21 protein-coding genes are annotated in these 20,550 nt (G+C 39.6%); 10 read left to right on the top strand and 11 right to left on the bottom strand.

Going from position 1 to position 20,550, the window contains the following annotated elements:
• Nucleotides 1-123 precede the first annotated feature (123 nt).
• From DZC72_RS10295 to DZC72_RS10265, 7 genes are all read left to right on the top strand, one after another.
• Nucleotides 124-1,785, top strand: coding sequence for a PLAT/LH2 domain-containing protein (locus tag DZC72_RS10295; RefSeq protein WP_125222850.1), 1,662 nt, complete (start codon nucleotides 124-126; stop codon nucleotides 1,783-1,785).
• Between the two features lie 704 nt (nucleotides 1,786-2,489).
• A complete protein-coding gene (locus tag DZC72_RS10290) occupies nucleotides 2,490-3,203 on the top strand; it encodes a hypothetical protein (RefSeq protein WP_125222849.1) in 714 nt (237 codons plus the stop codon).
• Nucleotides 3,200-3,949 carry a DUF6090 family protein gene (locus DZC72_RS10285; RefSeq protein WP_125222848.1) on the top strand — a complete coding sequence of 250 codons (750 nt, stop codon included), beginning with the start codon at nucleotides 3,200-3,202 and terminating at the stop codon, nucleotides 3,947-3,949. Before DZC72_RS10290 ends, DZC72_RS10285 begins: the two co-directional genes overlap by 4 nt.
• Nucleotides 3,946-4,749, top strand: coding sequence for a DUF6090 family protein (locus tag DZC72_RS10280; protein ID WP_125222847.1), 804 nt, complete (start codon nucleotides 3,946-3,948; stop codon nucleotides 4,747-4,749). Before DZC72_RS10285 ends, DZC72_RS10280 begins: the two co-directional genes overlap by 4 nt.
• The gene (locus tag DZC72_RS10275; protein WP_125222846.1) at nucleotides 4,742-5,488 is read left to right on the top strand and encodes a DUF6090 family protein; all 747 of its coding nucleotides are present in this window, start codon (nucleotides 4,742-4,744) and stop codon (nucleotides 5,486-5,488) included. Before DZC72_RS10280 ends, DZC72_RS10275 begins: the two co-directional genes overlap by 8 nt.
• Before the next feature lie 38 nt (nucleotides 5,489-5,526).
• Nucleotides 5,527-6,264, top strand: coding sequence for a DUF6090 family protein (locus DZC72_RS10270; RefSeq protein ID WP_125222845.1), 738 nt, complete (start codon nucleotides 5,527-5,529; stop codon nucleotides 6,262-6,264).
• Nucleotides 6,265-6,300: 36 nt separating this feature from the next.
• The gene (locus DZC72_RS10265) at nucleotides 6,301-7,635 is read left to right on the top strand and encodes a YfcC family protein (RefSeq protein WP_125222844.1); all 1,335 of its coding nucleotides are present in this window, start codon (nucleotides 6,301-6,303) and stop codon (nucleotides 7,633-7,635) included.
• A gap of 17 nt (nucleotides 7,636-7,652) precedes the next feature.
• Here the strand turns inward: DZC72_RS10265 and DZC72_RS10260 are convergent, their stop codons facing one another.
• Both DZC72_RS10260 and DZC72_RS10255 read right to left on the bottom strand, forming a co-directional pair.
• Entirely contained in the window at nucleotides 7,653-8,642 is a 990-nt protein-coding gene (locus DZC72_RS10260) for an SDR family oxidoreductase (RefSeq protein ID WP_125222843.1), read from the bottom strand.
• Between the two features lie 198 nt (nucleotides 8,643-8,840).
• Nucleotides 8,841-9,230 (bottom strand): glyoxalase superfamily protein, encoded by a 390-nt coding sequence (locus tag DZC72_RS10255; RefSeq protein WP_125222842.1) that lies wholly within the window; start codon nucleotides 9,228-9,230, stop codon nucleotides 8,841-8,843.
• 171 nt (nucleotides 9,231-9,401) lie between these two features.
• Between DZC72_RS10255 and DZC72_RS10250 the strand changes: the two genes are divergently transcribed.
• Both DZC72_RS10250 and DZC72_RS10245 read left to right on the top strand, forming a co-directional pair.
• Nucleotides 9,402-11,426 (top strand): S9 family peptidase, encoded by a 2,025-nt coding sequence (locus DZC72_RS10250; protein WP_125222841.1) that lies wholly within the window; start codon nucleotides 9,402-9,404, stop codon nucleotides 11,424-11,426.
• Nucleotides 11,427-11,868: 442 nt separating this feature from the next.
• Nucleotides 11,869-12,711 (top strand): endonuclease/exonuclease/phosphatase family protein, encoded by an 843-nt coding sequence (locus tag DZC72_RS10245; protein WP_394340639.1) that lies wholly within the window; start codon nucleotides 11,869-11,871, stop codon nucleotides 12,709-12,711.
• Nucleotides 12,712-12,765: 54 nt separating this feature from the next.
• Here the strand turns inward: DZC72_RS10245 and DZC72_RS10240 are convergent, their stop codons facing one another.
• The 9 genes from DZC72_RS10240 to DZC72_RS10200 all read right to left on the bottom strand — a co-directional run bounded on the left by DZC72_RS10240 (nucleotide 12,766) and on the right by DZC72_RS10200 (nucleotide 19,840).
• Nucleotides 12,766-13,218, bottom strand: coding sequence for a hypothetical protein (locus DZC72_RS10240; RefSeq protein ID WP_125222840.1), 453 nt, complete (start codon nucleotides 13,216-13,218; stop codon nucleotides 12,766-12,768).
• Nucleotides 13,219-13,428: 210 nt separating this feature from the next.
• On the bottom strand, nucleotides 13,429-14,394 hold the full coding sequence (locus DZC72_RS10235; RefSeq protein WP_125222839.1) for a hypothetical protein: 966 nt from the start codon (nucleotides 14,392-14,394) through the stop codon (nucleotides 13,429-13,431).
• A 333-nt stretch (nucleotides 14,395-14,727) separates the two neighbouring features.
• Nucleotides 14,728-14,934, bottom strand: a complete 207-nt coding sequence (locus DZC72_RS10230) for a helix-turn-helix domain-containing protein (protein WP_125222838.1) — start codon at nucleotides 14,932-14,934, stop codon at nucleotides 14,728-14,730.
• 3 nt (nucleotides 14,935-14,937) lie between these two features.
• The gene (locus DZC72_RS10225; RefSeq protein WP_125222837.1) at nucleotides 14,938-15,483 is read right to left on the bottom strand and encodes a DUF2975 domain-containing protein; all 546 of its coding nucleotides are present in this window, start codon (nucleotides 15,481-15,483) and stop codon (nucleotides 14,938-14,940) included.
• A gap of 236 nt (nucleotides 15,484-15,719) precedes the next feature.
• Entirely contained in the window at nucleotides 15,720-17,066 is a 1,347-nt protein-coding gene (locus tag DZC72_RS10220; RefSeq protein WP_125222836.1) for an amidohydrolase family protein, read from the bottom strand.
• 201 nt (nucleotides 17,067-17,267) lie between these two features.
• Nucleotides 17,268-17,645 carry a DoxX family protein gene (locus tag DZC72_RS10215; protein WP_125222835.1) on the bottom strand — a complete coding sequence of 126 codons (378 nt, stop codon included), beginning with the start codon at nucleotides 17,643-17,645 and terminating at the stop codon, nucleotides 17,268-17,270.
• Nucleotides 17,646-17,837: 192 nt separating this feature from the next.
• Nucleotides 17,838-18,227: a hypothetical protein gene (locus tag DZC72_RS10210; RefSeq protein WP_125222834.1), complete on the bottom strand. Its 390-nt coding sequence runs from the start codon at nucleotides 18,225-18,227 to the stop codon at nucleotides 17,838-17,840.
• A gap of 135 nt (nucleotides 18,228-18,362) precedes the next feature.
• Nucleotides 18,363-18,890 (bottom strand): DinB family protein, encoded by a 528-nt coding sequence (locus tag DZC72_RS10205; RefSeq protein WP_125222833.1) that lies wholly within the window; start codon nucleotides 18,888-18,890, stop codon nucleotides 18,363-18,365.
• A 119-nt stretch (nucleotides 18,891-19,009) separates the two neighbouring features.
• Nucleotides 19,010-19,840 (bottom strand): alpha/beta fold hydrolase, encoded by an 831-nt coding sequence (locus DZC72_RS10200; protein WP_125222832.1) that lies wholly within the window; start codon nucleotides 19,838-19,840, stop codon nucleotides 19,010-19,012.
• Nucleotides 19,841-19,944: 104 nt separating this feature from the next.
• Between DZC72_RS10200 and DZC72_RS10195 the strand changes: the two genes are divergently transcribed.
• Nucleotides 19,945-20,550: an FMN-binding negative transcriptional regulator gene (locus DZC72_RS10195; RefSeq protein WP_125222831.1), complete on the top strand. Its 606-nt coding sequence runs from the start codon at nucleotides 19,945-19,947 to the stop codon at nucleotides 20,548-20,550.

Here is a 20,550-nt window from a genome sequence, read left to right as displayed (position 1 = left end):
GATAAATAAAAGAAGAGGTTCGGACAAAAAAGCATCTTCTCCATCCTAACCCACTAGTGTTATTATTCTGATTATAGTTACTTACTGACTGATAAGATAAAATAACCACAAAACACTAGAGTTATGAAAAAATTAAAAAGCCTTACTAAAATCAATTGCAAGATTTTTGGACCTACCTTAAAACACGTCCTCCCAATATTTGTAGCGTTCCTATTACTGCCGGGCTTTGCAAAAGCAGAATATACGTATACCGTAAAGGTGAAAACCGGTTGGAAAGGAACTAATGCCGACATTACCATTTTACTTATTGGCTCAAAAGGAGCTATTGAAGATTATGTTTTAATGGACAACCCAAACGTGGATGATTTTGAACCCAACCAAATAAATACATTTACGCTATATTCTCAAATTGATATTGGAATTATAACCGATATTAGAATAAAACCCCGAGGCGGTGGATTAAGCGTTGATAATTGGAAAATGGAATGGATCAAGGTCGAAAATCCATTGTACCCAGGTAAGATTACTACTTTTTCCCATACTCCTATTTTTAATAATGGGCCAGAAACAATAACAAAACTACGCGCACAACAATTTAAAAAATCTCCAATAGTCAAAGAGGGCTCGGATAAAATAGCTATCGATGAAAGAAAGATATATTCCTACATATTATTTTCAGCAAGAGAAAGTCAAAACTCTTCTGAGAAAGTTTCGATCAAGGATTCTGAGTCTTTTACCGAAACCACTTCCAGTAATGTAACCACCAAAAATGCCTGGGCCATAGAGGTTTCTACAAGTTTTGGGGATGGTATTGTCATACCGGAAACAGATGTTAAGGCTTCCTATGCTGGTGAAGTTTCAGATTCTTTCGATAAGGCAAAAGAGCGACTTCAACAAAAAGAAACTTTGTTGGAAAAAGAAGATGTTTTCATTGGAGAAAAGTGCAGTGCTACCTTCTATAGAATTCCGCAGCAAAAAGTAATTGTTTTTGGAACCTTTGAAAATGGATTCAATGAAGATATCAGATATGAAAAATCAGAGGGGACGGTCTTATTGAAGGACAAAATGGATAAATATGTTTTCAGGGCGGTAGACGATAAGGCCAATGGCGATTGCACCAACTGTCCTACCTTTAAAGAACTATGGATTGAATCTGGAAGGTCCCTAAGCACTATGCCAGACGGACCAACCTTGGCAAGTCGTGCCCTTCTGGATAGTTCAGACCCTTGTTATATTGCACCTGTTTCAAATCCAATTGTACAACAGGAAACATCAACAACTACACTTCCAATTCCAAATACGCCTCCCACACCAAGCACTAATACCCAACAAACGGTCTCAATACCAACTACAACTTCAACACCAGCATTAACACCTGTGGTAAATTCTGATGTTGATTTGATAAATGATTTTGTTTGTATACAAAACAATTGGTATAAGAAAAACTATATCCACAACGAGAACGGAAAAATAGAACAAGGGGAGATACAACCTAACTGGTGGAGCAGTCAATGGAAAATTAATCCCGTGGCGGGTGGCTGGGTAACCATTCAAAACAAATGGAAACCGGAAGAATTCATCCATAACCAAAATGGCGCAATTGAAGTTGGTCCCATTCAACCGAATTGGTGGAGCGGTCAGTGGAAAATAATTCCTGCACATAGTGGTTGGGTTAGAATTCAGAATAAATGGAAACCAGACCAATACATTCATAACCAAAATGGTAAAATAGAGGTAGGACCTATAGAAAACAATTGGGCGTCCGCACTTTGGAAATTGGAATAGTATTGATTAATTGACAGGTATTGAAATACTCGGTAAAACATTCCAAATGTTTTACCGGGCTTTCATAAAATGTACGTTGTATTAGACATAGGCCCGCTTATAATATAAGTAACACCGTTTAATTCAAGTATTTTTTTTGATATTCAACTAAAACGCATTACAGTCCAACAGAAGTATATTAAACTCGGTATTTGCATACCGAAGGCTGGTAGAAACCCAAGAACAAAATGAGTTAGGAACGGGTAGGTGAAAATGTAGAAAGAGAATTTACCTTTGGCAATTCATGGTTGAACCGTATGACCTGTGTTTATATTTTATCAATTAAACTATAGTTGCCGCCAAACTTCATCTGCCTGTTTCTTTTTTAAAACTACTAAGGCATAACCCGAAATTAATTTCAGATTTCCCTTTGAACCTGTTGGTATTCTAAATCAACTTATTTCAATATCTTTAAGAGTTACCAGTACAGACAAAGACCTGTTAAATTGATGAAACCAATCAAATTCCTAATGTTTATTGACACCTCGCGTGAATACCCATCAAGATTTTTTGTTAGTATATCCCTTATTTTCTGGAATCTCAGTTTTCCAAAATTTTCACGTAGTACTGAAAACCAAACTTTTTGTTTTTACATTTTTATTAGGTATATCCGTTGCCTTAATCTAATGCCAAATACGAAAATATTAAAGCACCAAACTTGACAAATGATCAAATTCTTTAGAAAATTCCGTCAGCAGCTACTTAAAGAAAACAGGTTTTCCAAATACCTGCTCTATGCGATTGGGGAAATCTTACTAGTGGTTATCGGTATTTTAATAGCGTTGCAACTGGATAATTGGAACGACCAACAAAAAAGAAAACAGAACGAAGAGGAGATACTGTTTTTAATAGATAAGAACCTACAAAGTGATTCGCTGGCATTATCCATTGAGCTACAAAAAGCGCAAGAGGCCATTACGACTACAGACCGGCTACTTGTACAAGTCTCTGCCGGAAATTATAACGATAGCTTAAGTAATTGGCTTGGAAAAATCGTCTGTTTCGAAAGGTTTAAATCAAAATCAAGCGCTTTTGAAGTTTTAAAGGCCAAGGGTATTGAAATCATTTCAGATAATAACATCCAGCAAGAACTAATATCCTATTATGATGAGAGCCTGTACAATGTAGACCAATCACTAAATGATGTTGAAAGTTCCTTCAATATTGATTGGATTCCAGTAATAAAATCGGATTTCAAGGATTTTCAATGGCGCATATCCTGCCAACCCATTGACGCCAAAGACTTCTATACAAAACCATCTTCCGTAACCTTGATTAAACTGTATCAGGATAATCGGGAAGGTAGTGTTCGAAGAATTCAAGAAGCCATGGATAAGATTTCGGAAATTAGGAATTATATCAAAAGCAAGGATATATGATTAAATTCTTCCGTAAAATTCGTCAACAACTGGTAAAAGAAAACAGGTTTTCCAAATACCTACTCTATGCCGTTGGCGAGATTGTACTAGTGGTCATCGGTATTTTGATTGCCTTACAGATCAATAATTGGAACCAGGACCGAATCAACAATATCGAAAAAAAAGCTTTACTTTCTAAACTACATGTAGAGTTCAAAACCAATAAAAAACTGGTAGAGAATTTTAGGCTTGAAGAACAAAGGGCCATAAAATCTTCCAGTAAATTGATTGGTTTGATCGGTGCCACAAAAGAAGAGCTCGCAAATCATAATTTAGACAGCCTATTTTTTGAATCCTTTCCCTCTAACGAACTGGCATTTGCCAACAATTCGGTAAACAATATCGTGCAAAACGGACGTCTTAACCTTTTTGAAAACGATTCCATCACCTCACTTTTATACCACTGGAATTCACTATCTGAAATTAGGCAAACACGTTTTGACAAATTGGACGCCTGGAACAATGAACATCTTTTGCCCTTTTTGTTACCTTATATTTCATTTAGGGAAATGGACAGTAACGCCCATTATCCATGGTCTGGGAAATCCAAGGTGAAACCGGTCTACTATCCCTTGTTTCAGAAAGTGGAATTTGAAAATTTGTTGGATAATTCCTTATGGCTGCATCAAAATATAATGGATAGGTTGGATGAAACGGAAATGTTGATTGAAGAAATTCTTCAGGAAACCAAACCTGCAATAAAATGATAAAATTCTTTAGAAAAATCCGACAAAAGCTACTTCAGGAAAACAGGTTTTCAAAATACCTGCTTTATGCCGTTGGCGAGATTGTATTGGTGGTCATCGGTATTTTGATTGCCCTGCAGATCAATAATTGGAACCAAGATCGTCTCAACAAGGATTTAGAATTTCAATACTATGAGCGTCTTTTAGATGATGTTGGGGAAGAAAAATTAATTATTGAAGCCACTTTAAACTATTCCAAACAGGTTAGTGAACATGCCAAATCTGCTGTCGCCGTTTTTGAAAATTCTTCCTATGCTAATCCTGATCCTGTTGCCAATCTTGTAGATATGTATCAGGCTAGCCAGCTTCTAGACCCTTATTCTGCGTCATCAACCTATCAGGAGTTAATTGCTTCAGGTCAAATCAACCTCATCCAAAACGATAGTATAAAGACCGCATTAATTAGATATTATGATATTGAGTGGTCAGAATCTGGTGTTGCTATACTTGAAAACACCTATAGAAAGAATCTAAGAGGAAAAATGCCTGATGACGTTCAGGCAAAGATTAGATCAGCCTGTGGAGATACTTATGTAAAAACCGGAAATAGTTACTTCCCCAAGCTACCAGAGGAATGTAATATACAACTGGACCATAATTACGCCAAATCGATTGTTGAAGTATTGCTTAAAGATGAAAGTCTAAAAAATGATTTGCGCTATTTAATTGGCAATGAGGAAGGTAAAAAAAATGATTTAATGTCTACCATGGTACAACTTGAGAATCTAAATATGTTATTAGAAGGCATAAACAATGATTAAATTCTTCCGTAAAATTCGTCAAAACCTTTTAGAAGAGGGCAAAACCAGTAAATACTTGAAGTATGCTATTGGCGAAATTGTCCTTGTAGTCATAGGTATCCTTATTGCGTTGCAGATTAATAATTGGAACGAGGAACGAAAAAGCAAAAATTTAGAAATCAGCTATCTTAAGAATCTAAAAGAAGACGTAAAATCGGACTCCCTATATTTCGAAAGAAGTTGGTTTACAAACGTTGGAAAAAAAATAGAAGGACTAACGAAAGCGAAAAACTATTATTTAGATGGCATAGTACCCCTTGATACTATATCATTCATAAACGATATTTCATATGGTGGTATTTATGGTATTGGTACAATAACCCCAAACTCCAGAACGTACAAGGAGTTGGTAAGCACTGGAAATATTAGTCTGATCACTAATCAAGACATCCGTGAACAAATAGTGGATTACTATCTCAATATAGATTTTTTATCCAGTTATGCATCAAATTTACAAAGTGGTTACCCGCATTTTATAAATTCTTATAAGGTGTACAATCCAAAATCTCGTGACAATATCAATAGTGATGAAATTCCTATTCTCTTGAAAAAGATGCGAAAAGATGAATTTTATGAACTCACCAATAGAGAATTAACCTACGTTTATTCAACATTGAGCCGGCTAGAGAGATTAAAAAAAGAGTCTTCCCTTTTATACCATAAAATAGAGGAATACTTAAAAAACAAAAATTCCAATTAATATGATTTGCAAAACACCATCTATAAAATTTTTTACCAATGATTAAATTCTTCCGTAAAATTCGTCAAAACCTTTTAGAAGAGGGCAAAACCAGTAAATACTTGAAGTATGCTATTGGCGAGATTATACTCGTAGTCATCGGTATTTTGATTGCTCTCCAAATAAATAACTGGAATGAGGAACGTTTGGAGAATAATCGGGAAAAAATCACCGTGCAAAATCTAAATACTGAATTCCAGGAAAATTTGAGGGACTTGGATTCCATAAACACCATTTTGAAACGCACCATTTTGGCTACGGAAACCATTTTTGGAAAGTTCAAGGAAGAGGGTTTTAAAGAAACCGACCAAATAGACAGCCTTTTGCACCATGTCATAGAAAGTCCTTCCTGGAAGCCCAGTGAATTTGTTTTGAACGACCTGCAAAACTCTGGCGGACTCTCAAAATTGAACAATACGGAACTTAAAATTCTATTGTTCAATTGGTCCCGATTTTTTAAGGAATTACAGGAAACGATGGATCAAACCGAAAAAACGAATATCAATTTGATCGAATATATTCGGGAACATGGTTCGCTTAGAAACATCGATACACAATCCGATGCCTTTCCATACGAACCCTCCCAGCTTCAAATGGACAATGCACTGTTGCTCCAAAATATTCAATTTGAAAACTATATCGATGACAAACTCTATGTCCTTAAAGAGTCTGAAATTGCCTATTCGCAAGCCAAAATATTAATACAGAAAATTTTGAACGAAACCACCGTAGAATAAAGCATACGGCGCCGAAAAAAATAAACCACTAAACCCATGAAAAGTTTTCCCAATGCCTTTGTCATTATTATCGGCGCGATACTGTTCGCCTGGGTACTTACCTTCGTGGTGCCCCAGGGCAGCTATGAACGTATTACGGATGAAGCTTCCGGAATTACCAGGGTGGTCAGTGATTCTTATGAAGAAGCGCAAGGCAAGCATTTATCGGCTTTTGAGGTGATGTTGACCATCCCCAGGGGTATTGCAGACAGAGCCGATGTCATTGTATTGATCTTATTATTGGGCGGATGTTTCTATGTTATCGAAAAAACGGGGGCCCTGTCCCAAGGGCTGAATAGACTGGTCAAGGTATTGAAGGGAAGGGAAGGTTTATCATTATTCATCGTCTCCTTACTGTTTACGGCAGCAGGGGTCAGTATTGGCATGCAAGAGGAAGTGATTGCCATGATGCCCGTATTGCTCATTTTTGGAAAAAGTTTGGGCTTCAACACCTATACAACCATATATATGAGCTACGGATCCACGGTGTTGGGCAGTTCATTTAGTCCCTCAAACCCGTTTGGTGTTATTATAGCTCAACAGGAAGCAGGTGTCCCTTTACTTTCGGGAAGCGGTTACCGACTGGTAGTTCTCGGGATTGCCTTTTTAGTTTGGGTCATCTACCTGATCCGCTATAATACCAAAAACAGGATGGAAAAAGTTGAAGTATCCACTCCCCACGAAAAAATGTCCCTTAATTCCAAGATCATTCTCACCCTATTAGGTTTAACGTTTATCATCGTCATGTATGGGCTTCTACAGCTGGATTGGGGCTTTATGGAAATGTCCGCCTCCTTTTTTACCTTGGGCGTGGTCTCCGGTCTTCTGGGAAAATTGGGTGTGAACGGTACAGGAGAAGCCTATGTCAACGGATTTAAGGAAATGATCTTTGCGGCCATGATCATCGGCTTGGCAAACAGTATTTCCATGGTCCTTAAAGAAGGTATGATTATCGATTCCATTGTATATGGACTATTTGGTCCCCTACAATACCTATCGGCCTCTGTCTCCGGAGTGTTGATGATGGTCGCCCATTCCATTTTACATTTTCCCATCCCCAGTTATTCCGGGCAGGCCATTTTGACCATGCCCATTTTGGTTCCGCTTTCGGATTTGATCGGGATTTCGAGACAGACATGTGTACTGGCCTACCAATATGGCGCCATTATGGGCGACATGATAGTTCCCACAAACGGGGCATTGATGGCTATTTTGGCCATTTGCGGAATTCCGTATAACAAATGGTTCCGATTTGCCTGGAAACCTACGGTAATCATGTTACTTATAGGAGCCATCAGTATTTTAACGGCTGTCCACATTGGGTATAACTAAAGGTGCTGACATTTTCTTTAGCCTCCAATGGATTTATAGGCCCTTAGTACATTTTCGATTTTCGCCTCAGTGTCCGGGTCTATCCATTGCCGTTCCGGCTTTTCCTGTAGCCATTTTAAGGTACGCTTGATTCCTTCGGAATAGGGAATAGTCGCCTTGAAGCCTGGCACAAAAGTCTTAATCTTGGTATTGTCGAAAAGTACACTTTCACTCTTGTCTGCTAATAAACTCCCGGTAAAGGAAGGTTCTATCTGGCAAATAAAATCGGAAGCAATATGAACGATATTCGCCTCTTTGCCCAGTGCCTCTGCGGTTATTTTATAGATCATGTTCCAACTGAGGACCTCATCCGAAGTAATATGAAAGGCGTGACCAACGGCCGTGCTGAGTCCCAAAAGCCCAACAAATCCCTTGGCAAAATCGTCCGCATGGGTAACTGTCCATAAGGAAGTTCCATCGCCGTGTACAATGATTTCCTTTCCCTTAAGAATACGGTCTATCGTATTGTACTTGTCGAACCCACCTATGGCCAAGGGCGTCATGGTGTTGTAGGTATGCGAGGGCCTTACGATGGTCATGGGAAAGCCCTGCTCTTGGTAGGCCTTGGTCAACAGTTCCTCACATCTTATTTTATTATTGGAATAGTCCCACAGGTTATTACTTAGCGGAGTGGATTCCGTAATGACCGGATAGGTCAATGGGGTCTGATAGCATGAGGCCGAACTGATAAAGATATACTGTTTCGTTTTTCCTGAGAACAGGTCCAGATCACGGGCAATATCCGCCGGGGTAAAGGCGATCCAGTTCACTACCACGTCCCATTCGTGCTTTTTTAATTCAGACAACGATGCAGGTTTGTTGATGTCGCCAATGATGGAATGGGCACCTGCTATGTCTACTTTGGACTTGCCTCTGTTCAGTAGGTACAACTCCATTCCCTTTGAAACGGCCAAACGACTGGAAGGGGTACTGATATTTCCCGTTCCCCCAATAAATAATACTTTCATTCTAATATTTTTATTTAATTTAAATACTTATTATCAATCAGTTATGTAATAAAATTCAACTCTTTGTTCAACTTAATATCAATCACTCACAAAACCGTAAGTTCGAGTTTTTTCTGTAATGCTGAGCGTTGTCGAAGCCCAGAAAAAATACTTGAATGGACAAATTATCAACTAAATGACCAACCTCTAATTAAATTGCTACATACTCGGCGTATCCCGATAAAAAGTCAGGCCATTTTTAAATGGATCGTAGAATGCGAATTCCTTCGTTCCCCAAGCCGTTTCCCGTAACAAAGTATGGGAGTGGAACACATCCTTTTCGGCATATTCATCGTACAGTCCTTCAATATTTTGGGTGACAATCCGCAACATGGGCCGGTCGATATCAAAATCCCAATCTTTTTTATCGTGCCACTGCAAGTGTATCTCCACATCGTCCCGAATGATGCCTGCATACTTGGGATTTTTGGAATCGTCCGCAAAGGCGATCCGGAATCCCAATCGGTTTACATAAAAGTCCAACGCATCCAAAACGTCCCATACGGGAAGCACCGGATGTATTTGATGTAAATGTATTTTCTCTTTCATAGCCTTAAGGTAAGTAAAATAGTAGTTAGTAATTAATGAACTAGCGGTTGGTGGGTTCGTGATTCATTCACCGTTATAATTTCTTGCAACTTATAACTATTAACTTAGAGCTAATAACTCTTAAAGACAAAATCCGTAAATTCATGGCTCAAACTAAACAAGCACCACCCTATGAAGAATTGTATCGGCATCATCGCCTTTCTCCTCTGTGTAACGACCGTATCGGCACAGACCAAAACCAACCTCGAACTTACGGATATCTTTAATTACGAGTTTGTATCAGATCCCCAGATATCGCCGGATGGCTCCAAAATCATCTATGTGCGGAACTTTAAGGACATTATGACGGACAAAAACCTATCCAATCTCTGGATCGTAAATTTTGACGGCAGCCAAAACCGACCGTTAACAACCGGGAACCAGAACGATTACTATCCTAGATGGTCGCACGACGGTAAAAAAATCATCTTTAAATCCAATATGGCGGACGACAAGATGAAACTCTACCTCATGTGGTTGGACACCAAAGAAACCGCACCACTGACCAATACGCCTATGGCACCCGGAGCCGTAAGCTGGTCGCAAGATGACCGTTATGTGGCCTTCAATATGTTCGTGCCCGCAACGGACGAATCCCTTGTCAAAATGCCCGCCAAGCCCGAAGGTGCCAAATGGAACACCCCCCCTACCTATATTGACAAACTCAACTACCGTGGTGATGGACAGGGATATATCAAAAGTGGGAATGACCAACTATTTATATTATCGGTCAATGGAGGCACGCCCAAGCAACTGACCACAGCCGAATTTGACCACGGTGCGCCTGTTTGGTCCAACGATGGCAAAAGCCTGTATTTCTCCGCCAATTTTCATCCTGAATCAGATTTTGAACCCGCAAACAGCGAAGTCTACAAATTAGACCTTAACGATAATAGCGTAACCGCACTGACGGACCGCTTTGGTCCCGATGGTTCTCCCACACTTTCCCCCGACGGTAGAAAAATTGCCTATACGGGGAATGATGATACCTTTCAGGGCTATGAATTGACCCAATTGTATGTAATGAATGCCGATGGTAGCAATTCCCAATTGCTTTCGGCGGATTTTGATCGTGATATTGGCAATGTACAATGGGCTTCGGACGGGAAAGGACTCTATTTTCAGTATGATTCCGAAGGAGATTCCAAAATAGGCCACATCACCTTGTATGGAAAGGTTACGACCATCGCCGAAGGACTTGGCGGACTTTCCCTGGGCAGGCCCTACAATCAGGCCGACTTTACCGTGTCCAACAACGGCAAGTTTGCCTATACCTTGGGTGGTACACAACATCCGTCCGATCTGGCCGTGGCCGATAAAAAAGGAAGCCAACGACTCACCTTTTTAAACGATGACCTGTTTTCTTTCCGTAATGTGGGCGAAGTGGAGGAAATCTGGTGGAATTCCTCTTTTGACGACCGAAAAATACAAGGATGGATCGTAACCCCACCTAATTTTGACCCGAACAAAAAATATCCCTTTATCCTGGAAATCCACGGCGGACCTTTCCAAAGTTATGGTTCCGTATACAGTGCCGAGATTCAGGCCTATGCCGCAGCAGGTTACGTGGTGTTGTATTCAAATCCGCGTGGGAGTACCAGTTACGGGGCCGAATTTGGCAACCTCATCCACCACGATTATCCCAACCATGATTATGAGGATCTCATGAGCGGCGTGGATGCCGTGATCGGAAAAGGCTATGTGGATACCAATAACCTATTTGTTACCGGAGGTAGCGGTGGTGGAGTGCTTACGGCGTGGATCGTGGGCAAAACGGACCGTTTTAAGGCCGCCGTGGTGGCCAAGCCCGTTATCAACTGGACAAGCTTTGTGCTCTATGCCGATGGGGCCGCTTTCTTCTCCAAATACTGGTTTGGGAAGAAACCTTGGGAAGACCCTGAGAACTATTTTAGACGTTCGCCGCTGAACTACGTCGCGAATGTGACCACGCCCACCATGCTGCTGACGGGCGAGGAAGATTATAGGACTCCTATTGCGGAATCCGAGCAATTCTACACCGCCCTAAAACTGGAAGGCGTGGAAACCGCCATGGTACGTATTCCCGGCGCAGGACATGGCATCGCGAATCGACCCAGTAATTTGGTCGCTAAAATCGCCTCGGTATTGGCATGGTTCAACAAATACAAAACGGAATAAACGGCTATGGATTTTAAATCCTTGTCTTACTTAAAAGAATGAAGTTCTTTTTTGAGAGCAAGTCATTCCGACAGAGCCCTGACCAAATCATCAGGGCGACGAGGAATCTCATGGTATTACATTTAAAAGGAGATTTCTCACTACGTTCGAAATGACAAATACGCTGAAAAGCTTACAGAAAATAAACCAACATGAATTTTTTAATACATAGCTTTTTATTAGAAAGAATGAAGTTCTTTTTTGAGTGTAAGTCATTCCGACAAAGCCCTGACCAAAGCGTCAGGGCGACGAGGAATCTAATTATGTCACATTTGTAATGAGATTTCTCACTACGTTCGAAATGACAAATACGCTGAAAAGTTTATGAAAACTAAAAGTAACCGCAATACATCCCGATAGTTGTCGGGAGCAGTGTTATAACCTTTAACCAGATAATAAACAGATGGTAATATTGAATAAATTATACTGCACGATTTTACTGGCAGTATTGGTCAACGGCCTTTCCGCACAAGAGTTTAAGGTGATGTCCTACAACATCAAGTATGACAACGTCAACGATACCGTAAACAACTGGAATTTTAGAAAGGAGGCCATGGTGCGGCTCGTGCAGCACTATGGCCCCCAATTTGTGGGCATGCAGGAGGTCTTGCACCACCAATTGGCATATCTGGACCAACAGCTCCCAAACTACGCTTATATAGGTGTGGGCCGGGACGATGGCAAACAAAAGGGCGAGTACTCCCCTATTTTATACAATAGTCAATATTTTGAACTATTACGTACCAACACTTTTTGGTTGTCCCCCACCCCGGAAAAGGTTTCCAAGGGTTGGGATGCTGCCTTGGAAAGGATTTGTACCTACGGACTCTTTAAAGAAAAAAGTACGGGCAAGGAACTCTATGTATTCAATACCCATTTTGACCATATAGGCACCGAAGCCCGAAAACAGAGCGTAAACCTCATCTTACAACAGATCAAGGCGGTAAATACCCAAAACCTGCCCGTGGTGGTGACGGGGGATTTTAACCTGGAGCCAGACTCCGAACCCATACAGTTGATGCAAGCAGGGATGACAGACGCCCAGCACGCGACACAACAACCATTTTACGGCCCTACGGGCACCTTTAATGGGTTTGACCCAAATATGGTGTTGGACCGGCGTATCGACTATATTTTTGTGGAGAATCTAGAGGTGGAAAGCTATCTCCATATTGATGACCGTATGAAAAATAACATGCATATCTCGGATCATTTGCCTGTGTTGGCGGAGTTGGGGATGGAATGAATGTGGATATAAAATTAAGGATTTTCAATACAATGTTTTAGGTGCAACTATCGGTTAGAAATTAAATCCAACCCCTAAATTTATGTAACTATATTCAGGTTCAACAAAGTTAAATCCTCCTCCTGTATCCAAAGCAAAATTTCCAAAAACGAAAGTCACCCCAGTTTCTACGCTGGCCTCATCCCAAAGAGGATTATAACCTGAGCCAAGATAACCACGTAGTTTATCAGTAATAGATTTAACGACGCCAGCATTTAGAAATGCATCACCATCCACCGTCTCAAAATCGTATGTTGCACTTATGTAAAATCCCCAAGATTTACAATATGAATACTTAATACCATATGGGCTATATGGAATATGAGAATAATACATCAAAGTATTTTTGAATTCTGGAGACACTTTTCCTTTGATCGAGTTATTGCTCGATTTTCCGTTATCATTTAATTGAGCGGATAGAAGTGTTGGTATGGACACAAATAGCAATACAAAAAAAATCTTTTTCATGATTTCGTTTTTTTTAATTCTAATCGCCTTAATTCTAATGTTTTTTAAAAAATTTGAGGTCTGTTTTACACCGAACTGTCTCGTAAAACCTTCAGTTACCGGTTAATATGCGTTAATTTTAAATTTGGCAAAAACTTTAGCTATTCCGAGTGCATTCGGACGTAGTCGAATCCGCCGTAATTGCGGTTATACATTGTTACCTGCTGGCTTTTATCCAAATAGGTTTGGTTTCTCTTCATCGTTATTTTCAATTTCCAAGTATCTAATTATTGGTCTTTTTTCTTTAAAAGTTCCATCTTTAGACAATCTATCGACATAACCTTTTATTGTGCAATTTGAAAACAATGTTTGCTTTTCACTTCTAATACTACCTTCATAAGGAATACAAGTCAAAATGTGATTTTCATATTCAAATCCAAGCGTATTCGTTTTTTCGTTTCCTCTTGTTAAATGACCTTGTAATTCAATATACGTTCCGTGTTTAAGTTCGGGAAACAAAATATCGTCTTCGTCTTTATCCTCGTAGAACAATGATTTTTGACCGTACGTTATTTTAGCAGGCGAACCTGTGTCGTCTTTATCGCCTTTGTTTTCATTACTGAAATCAATTTCTAATTCTCTTTCTTCCTCAATTTGCTTGGTCAGTTTATCTAATAGTTTCTCGGGAACTTTTGTGTATAACTCTAAATATTCCAATGGAACATAAAGTATATCTCCGTTCTCATTTGTGATTCCGACCATTTGAATTCCTTGTTCTAATTTTATTTTAGCATCTGGAAATTGTTTAACCTTTTTCTTTTTCAGGTGTTTTATAATTTCAATTGTCCATTTAATACCCTTGACAATTTTCTTAGCAATGTCCTTAGATGTAACATTTTTAAAATCGTTTTTTGCGATTGTATTTAATGCAGTCGCTCCGTATGCAGTTACAAGACCACCAAGAGCAGCAAGAATCCATGATGAAAAGTCAGGTGGAATTAATGCCATCCAACTTCCTTTTTCTACTCTAATTGGAATTTCAATATCCAGTTTAGAGGAATTCTTATGCTCTTGAAATAAGAAAAAGCGGATTACTTCATCAATTCCAATTAGAATTTCCGCTGATTTTCGAGCATCCAAGTATCCATCTTTGACGAGTTCTCCTTCGTATTTTATATAGGCTAAATATTCGCTCATATTTTTTTCAGCTTATTTCCAATAATTGGATATGTGTACAATTACACCTATTAAATTTCAGGGGAAGTGAATTAAAAATCCTACAAAAAAATGAGTTAGGCAAGGAAATGGGGAAATATGTGTGACATCGCTTTCCAGAGATATGGTTTCGACTCCCCTTCGACTTTAGTTTATCTTGAGCGTAGCCGAAAGGCTCAGGGCAGGCTGCTCAACCACCGAGAGCGATGCCCCTTCGACTTTAGTTTCCCTTGAGCATTTTCGAAAGGTACAGGGCAGGCACTTCGGGCATCAAATATTTAACGCCCTGCAGATACTTTGATTAATTTGGGTCGTTTATTCCTTGGAGTATTCCAATAAATCACCGGGTTGGCAATCCAAGGCCTCGCACACAGCTTCCAAGGTACTAAATCGAATGGCCCTTACCTTTCCCGTTTTAAGTTTTGAAAGATTTGCCAAGGTAATATTGACCCTTTCGGACAAATCATTGAGCGACATTTTTCGCTTTGCCATCATTACATCCAAGTTTACAATAATTGCCATAATCTATACCGTTTCTTCCAGTTCTTCTTGATACTCCACTCCTTTGGAAAATATTGTTCCAATAACATAAATAACAGCCGCCATTAAAATGAATGCCTGACTATCTGCCCAGAACGCCTCCAACTGATTCAAAACAAAACCATTGTGTCCCAAGTCCTTTGCCAACTGCCTCGCAATAAAACTTAATAATCCAATGGAGAGGGTATAATAGCTAATTTTAAGAATTTGTTTGGAAACCCAACTATTGAACGGTTTGGACAGGTCAATTTTAGTTACCAATAAAACAACCTGGTAGAATAGGACCGCCTTTAAAATGGATATGGTCAGTACAAATCCATACATTCCAAAAAAAGCCCACTTACTATTTTGATATAACTGACTCAGATCCAGTTTCTGATAAAGGTTCTGGATAAATTCTGGCCGGACAAGACTAAAAATAAAATTGACGAGCAGGCCTCCTGCTTCCACCGATAGCCCCACAAAGATTACCCAAGAAATGATTTTCAAACCTTTAAATATGAGATTATTTGCTTTAACCCGTGTTTTCATGATTAATATTATTAGATGGAATAAAATTAGATAATTATTTATTGATAAACAATAAATAATTTTCACTTTATGATAAATATTAATAATGATATTATTTTGAGCTAGATTTGGGTCTTGGCTGTGAAAAGGGGAAACATGTGGGTTCGCTTTTACTTAGGCTCCGCTCAAGCGCCTATTTCAAAAAGCTACTGAGGTACCAATTCTTGCGTAATTATTTAAATCATATATCGTTCGACTTATTTTTCAATTCGTTTTTGCACCTTTCCTCTTTTGATGACGGTATTAATGGCCAATGTATTGCGAATCTCTTTCAATGGATTTCTGTCCAACAACACCATATTGGCTATTTTTCCAATTTCGATCGTTCCTAAACTATCCTGGGCATGCATCATTTCAGCGGCGTTGGAGGTAGCCATTTTGATAATATCCAATTGATCCATCCCTCCCAATTCAAAGAGTTGCATTTCTTCGTGCAAGCTATATCCTGGCATTACAAAAAAGCCGGTATCGGTACCCAAAGCGAACTGTATACCGCTTTTATACAAGACTTTTATATCATCGACCTGAAAGCGGGCAATATCCTCCAACTGTACATCATCCTTCTGAAAATAGTCTCTCCAAAATCCCATATTTTCATTGGCACGTGCCAAAAACTCTGGTTTGTTCACATTTTCAAAATATGCTTCATCAAATACATTTTCATGCCGAAGGTCGGCTACCCATTCTGGATACAAAGGATATAAGAAACCCTTATCTATCATCAATGTGGTAATAAAGGACGGCCTCACCTGGTACAATTTTTCCAAAAGAACCGTATCTCTTTGAAAATCAATATCTATGCCTGTCCAATGAACAATGTTTTGAATACCCGCATCCATGGCCATTTCAAGTTCCATATTGTCACTAACATGGGCAAAAACCTCTGTATCGTTATTCATTGCCTCTTTCTGAACCTTGTTGATGAAAGCTTGCGGCATTCGCTCCACCCAAGGAGGATGGGGTCCATCTTCAATTGTAAGCTTAATTCCAACAATGGGGTACCGGGTTACCTCTTTTATCAAATTTTCTATTTGAAGCGTGTCTTTAAGTAGGAAAACTGATTTACCATCTTCCCAGTTTCCTTTATATGTTTTCAACGGGTGCCTACCCTCCAAGGTAAAATGTTGACTTGTATGAAATACTATGGGCGCTGGTAACGTGTCCTGATTGCCAAAAGAACGCATACTGGCATAATATTGATTAGTGCATAAACTTCCACCGGTGATGAATACGGATGTTATACCATAGTGCACATATTTGGAAAAATCACTTTTAAAATCCGTGGTGTGGACGTGACAATCAAATAATCCAGGAATGAGATATTTTCCAGAGGCATCTATTTCTCTCTCTGCGTTATGATTAAGTACGGAATCAATGACAACTATTTTACCATCTCGAATACCAATGGAAACATTTGCTTTCATGGGCATGCCCGTTCCATCAATCAGATTCACATTTGAAATAACCAAAGACAATTGATCCAACTTGCTGGAATTGCATGCAGCCAGACAAAAGACCAATACTAGAAATGATAGGTGTCTCATAATTAATATATTAGAACCGGTACTAATTTTGAGAAGATGTAAGTGTACTTATTCTTCTGTAAGGGGGAAGTCCCCTAAATTTCTCACAAAAAATTGTTTTGGGCAAGAAAACGGGAAACTATGTGGGTATCGCCTCCCCTTCGAGCGCCTTCTACTGTACTCAGGAAAAACTGCTTAGTGACAGAATACCCAAAGTTTTACTTAGTCGGTTTTTTGTAGTTTATGAAGGGACAGGTAAGAGGCGATGAGTATTCCCAAAATTATTAAAGGGAAAAAGGACTGGAAATCCATCCCATCTACCGCAAAATGGCTGATACTGGCAAATATAAAGTCGAACGCAAAACCGGCATAGGCCCATTCCTTGATGCGCTTTGGTACTTGTGGAATGATCAATGCCAAGGCACCCAATACCTTAAAAACGACCAAGGCATTACCAAAATACTCCGGGTAGCCCAAATGTCGTATGCCCTCTTTGGCGAGTTCTGTCTGGAAGGTCAATGCGGGCATGACCCCTTCCATTAAAAAAATAATAATTGTAGTGGTCCAAAAGACAATTTTGTTGGTTTTTGTAGATGCCATGGTATTGGTTTTAGGTTGTATCCAAATATAATCCAGATTGTAATACGTTGGCCCGAAATTTTTCACACCAATTACCTGTGTTTTTGAATTTTAAGAAAAAAAGATGTGAAAAGGTTTCAACCCCAGAATTCTCGCATCAATACTATCAATTAGGCAAATAATCGAACTCAAAGAATAGTCCTTAACGTGGGATTACGGGGCTAGAGAAGCATTCGTTATTATCAATTGGTATATGCCTTCATACTGGGATAATTTATCAAAGCTCCATAAATTATCCTCAATGGGCCGCTGCAAGTAGACCATGGTAAGGTCTCCGGACCTTTCTTTTTTATAAAGGGTAATGGCATTAAAAGCCAATGTTTTGGATGGGGGTACAAGAAAATCCTTATCTGTGGAAACACCAATAAACTGGTCCGACATACTCTCAATAGGAATTTCTTCCATATCAACATTTAACCAAATTAGTTGGATACTTGAATTGTTTTGAATGTAAAATTCCGAGCTATAAAGGGGATCAATTTCATCCTCACACTGAAAAGAGAATAAAAAGGGTACCAAAAACAACAGGTATATTTTTTTCATGGGATGGTCGCTTTATGATAAAACAACTAAGTTCTAAAAAACACCACTTAAAATAGCGAATTTATTATTATCAATTGTAAGAACTCGGTATTACCGGTATATGGGGGAGCAAAGACACCGAAAGGTTTTGAAGTTTCAAACCCGCTTTTGAAGTCCGTAGTCGTACGGTTTATCCACCAATCTCTTGATGGTCGCCATTTGTCCACAATGCCACATGGTGTGTTTTATGTTCCAATCGATGGCTTCAAACTTGGTCTTGGCCACGGGGTGCGGCACTTTGGTCGGTTCTACGGGTTGCCACAGGTCGGATTCCGACAACGAGTTGATGACCTCCAAGGATGTATCTTGCATGCGTTGTAAATCGGACGTAAGGGCATCTGGGGTCCAAGCTCCCTTCATTTCTTGGGCAAAGGTGCCATAACCACAAAGTTTGGTATACAACCTTAAATCCAGCTTTTCAAGAAGTTCCGGAAGGTGCCCTACCGTGGTCATGATGGAATGGAAATATATGCTTATAATGTGATGCCCTATTTGCCAACTAAGATTTGAACCTAAAGCTTCCGGGATGATTTCCCACTTATCGGAAGGAACGGAGGCTATGAGTTTGTTTGTCCATTCATAGGCCGACATCGTCTGCTTTTTGAGGATTTCTACTTCGGTCATGTTTTATATTTTGTAATCAAATTTATTCAAACTATTAATTAAGTATAAATTACTTAATTCCACTAACAAAAAAAGAGCCTTTTTAAAAGGCCCTTTTTACTTCTTCTTTTCTATAAATTTTAGTTCTTCAAAAAAGAAATCAATATATCGTTCAACTCCTTAGAATGCGTAATATTCAAACCATGGGGAGCTCCTTTAATCACTTCATAGGTATTGTCCTTTATTCCCTTGGCCGCCTGTTCTGCAGAGGTTTCGATAGGTACAGTTTCATCTGCATCTCCGTGGACGATTAAGGTAGGTACATCCACGTTCTTCAGCTCTGGTCTAAAATCGGTATGCATCCAGGCCAATGCCGTTTGAATCGTAGCTCTTGGGGAGGCGTGGGAGGCAATGATAAAATCATACTCCAATTGGCCCTCGCTCACCTTGTTTTTATTATCATCGTAGTTGTAGAAACCGGTATGGAAGGTTTTTAAAAACCCTACCCGATCCTTTTGCAGGGCATCCTTAATGTTATCCAATACATTTTCCGGTACACCGTGAGGATTGTCCTCCTTTTTCTTTACCAATGGAATGATGGAGCTGATTAGGGCCGCTTTGGCGATTTTACCGCTTCCATAATCCGTTAAATATCGGACTACTTCGCCACCTCCCATGGAGAATCCAACAATAACAACATTATCCAATTCCAGGCCTTCAATAAGAGTATCTAGATCGCTCGCCAGTGCGGAATAATCGTAGTCGCCCCATGGTGCCGAGGATATTCCAAATCCCCTACGATCATAGGATATACATCGATATCCTTCTTGTACAATTTTCCATACTTGCTGTTCCCAGGATTTTCTGCTCAGGGGCCATCCGTGAATTAAAATAACCGGTTGTCCTTCTCCGTAGTCCTCATAGAAGATATCAACGGCTTCCTTTCCTTTCTTATTTGTTATAAATGGCATTTTAATTTTTTTTAAGTTCCATTGAATTTACCTTTCCTTTGCCAAACACCTTGACGCTTTTAATTTGATTCTTGCCTGAATTGATGTTTTACTAACTTTATACCATGTATACGCCCAACCACTATAAAAACGAGGACATTTCCCAAGTGAAGGATTTTATCAAAAACAACGGTTTTGGTATTTTGGTGAATCAGGTCGATGGAAAACCTTGGGCCACCCATATTCCTTTGGAATTGGTCACTGATACGCATGGAACCGATTTTTTGTTCAGCCATATCTCCAAAGCCAATCCGCAATGGAAAAGTTTTAACGGCAGTGATGAAGTACTTTGCATTTTTAACGGGCCGCACAGTTATGTTTCCTCCTCTTGGTATACCGATGAGGAAGTACCCACTTGGAACTATATCGCAGTGCATGTATACGGAAATATTCGAATTTTGTCGGAAGATGAAGTGTTGGCTTCCATGCACAAGCTGGTGGACAAATATGAAAAGGATTCCAAACATCCCATTTCATTGCACGACATGTCCGATAAAACCATGTCTCAGATCAGGGGCGTTGTGGGATTTAAGATAAGGATAACGGATATCCAGGCTACCTACAAACTATCACAGGGAAGGGTAAAGGACCATGCCAAGATTATAACTGAGCTTAAGGAACGTGATGCGGGTGCCAGGGCAATTGCGGTTGAAATGGAAAAAAAGAAGTAA

The organism is Maribacter algicola (assembly GCF_003933245.1).
In the GTDB taxonomy this organism is placed as follows: domain Bacteria; phylum Bacteroidota; class Bacteroidia; order Flavobacteriales; family Flavobacteriaceae; genus Maribacter; species Maribacter algicola.
The sequence above is the reverse complement of the archived record's forward strand: the minus strand, read 5'-3'. Positions and strand labels throughout refer to the sequence as shown.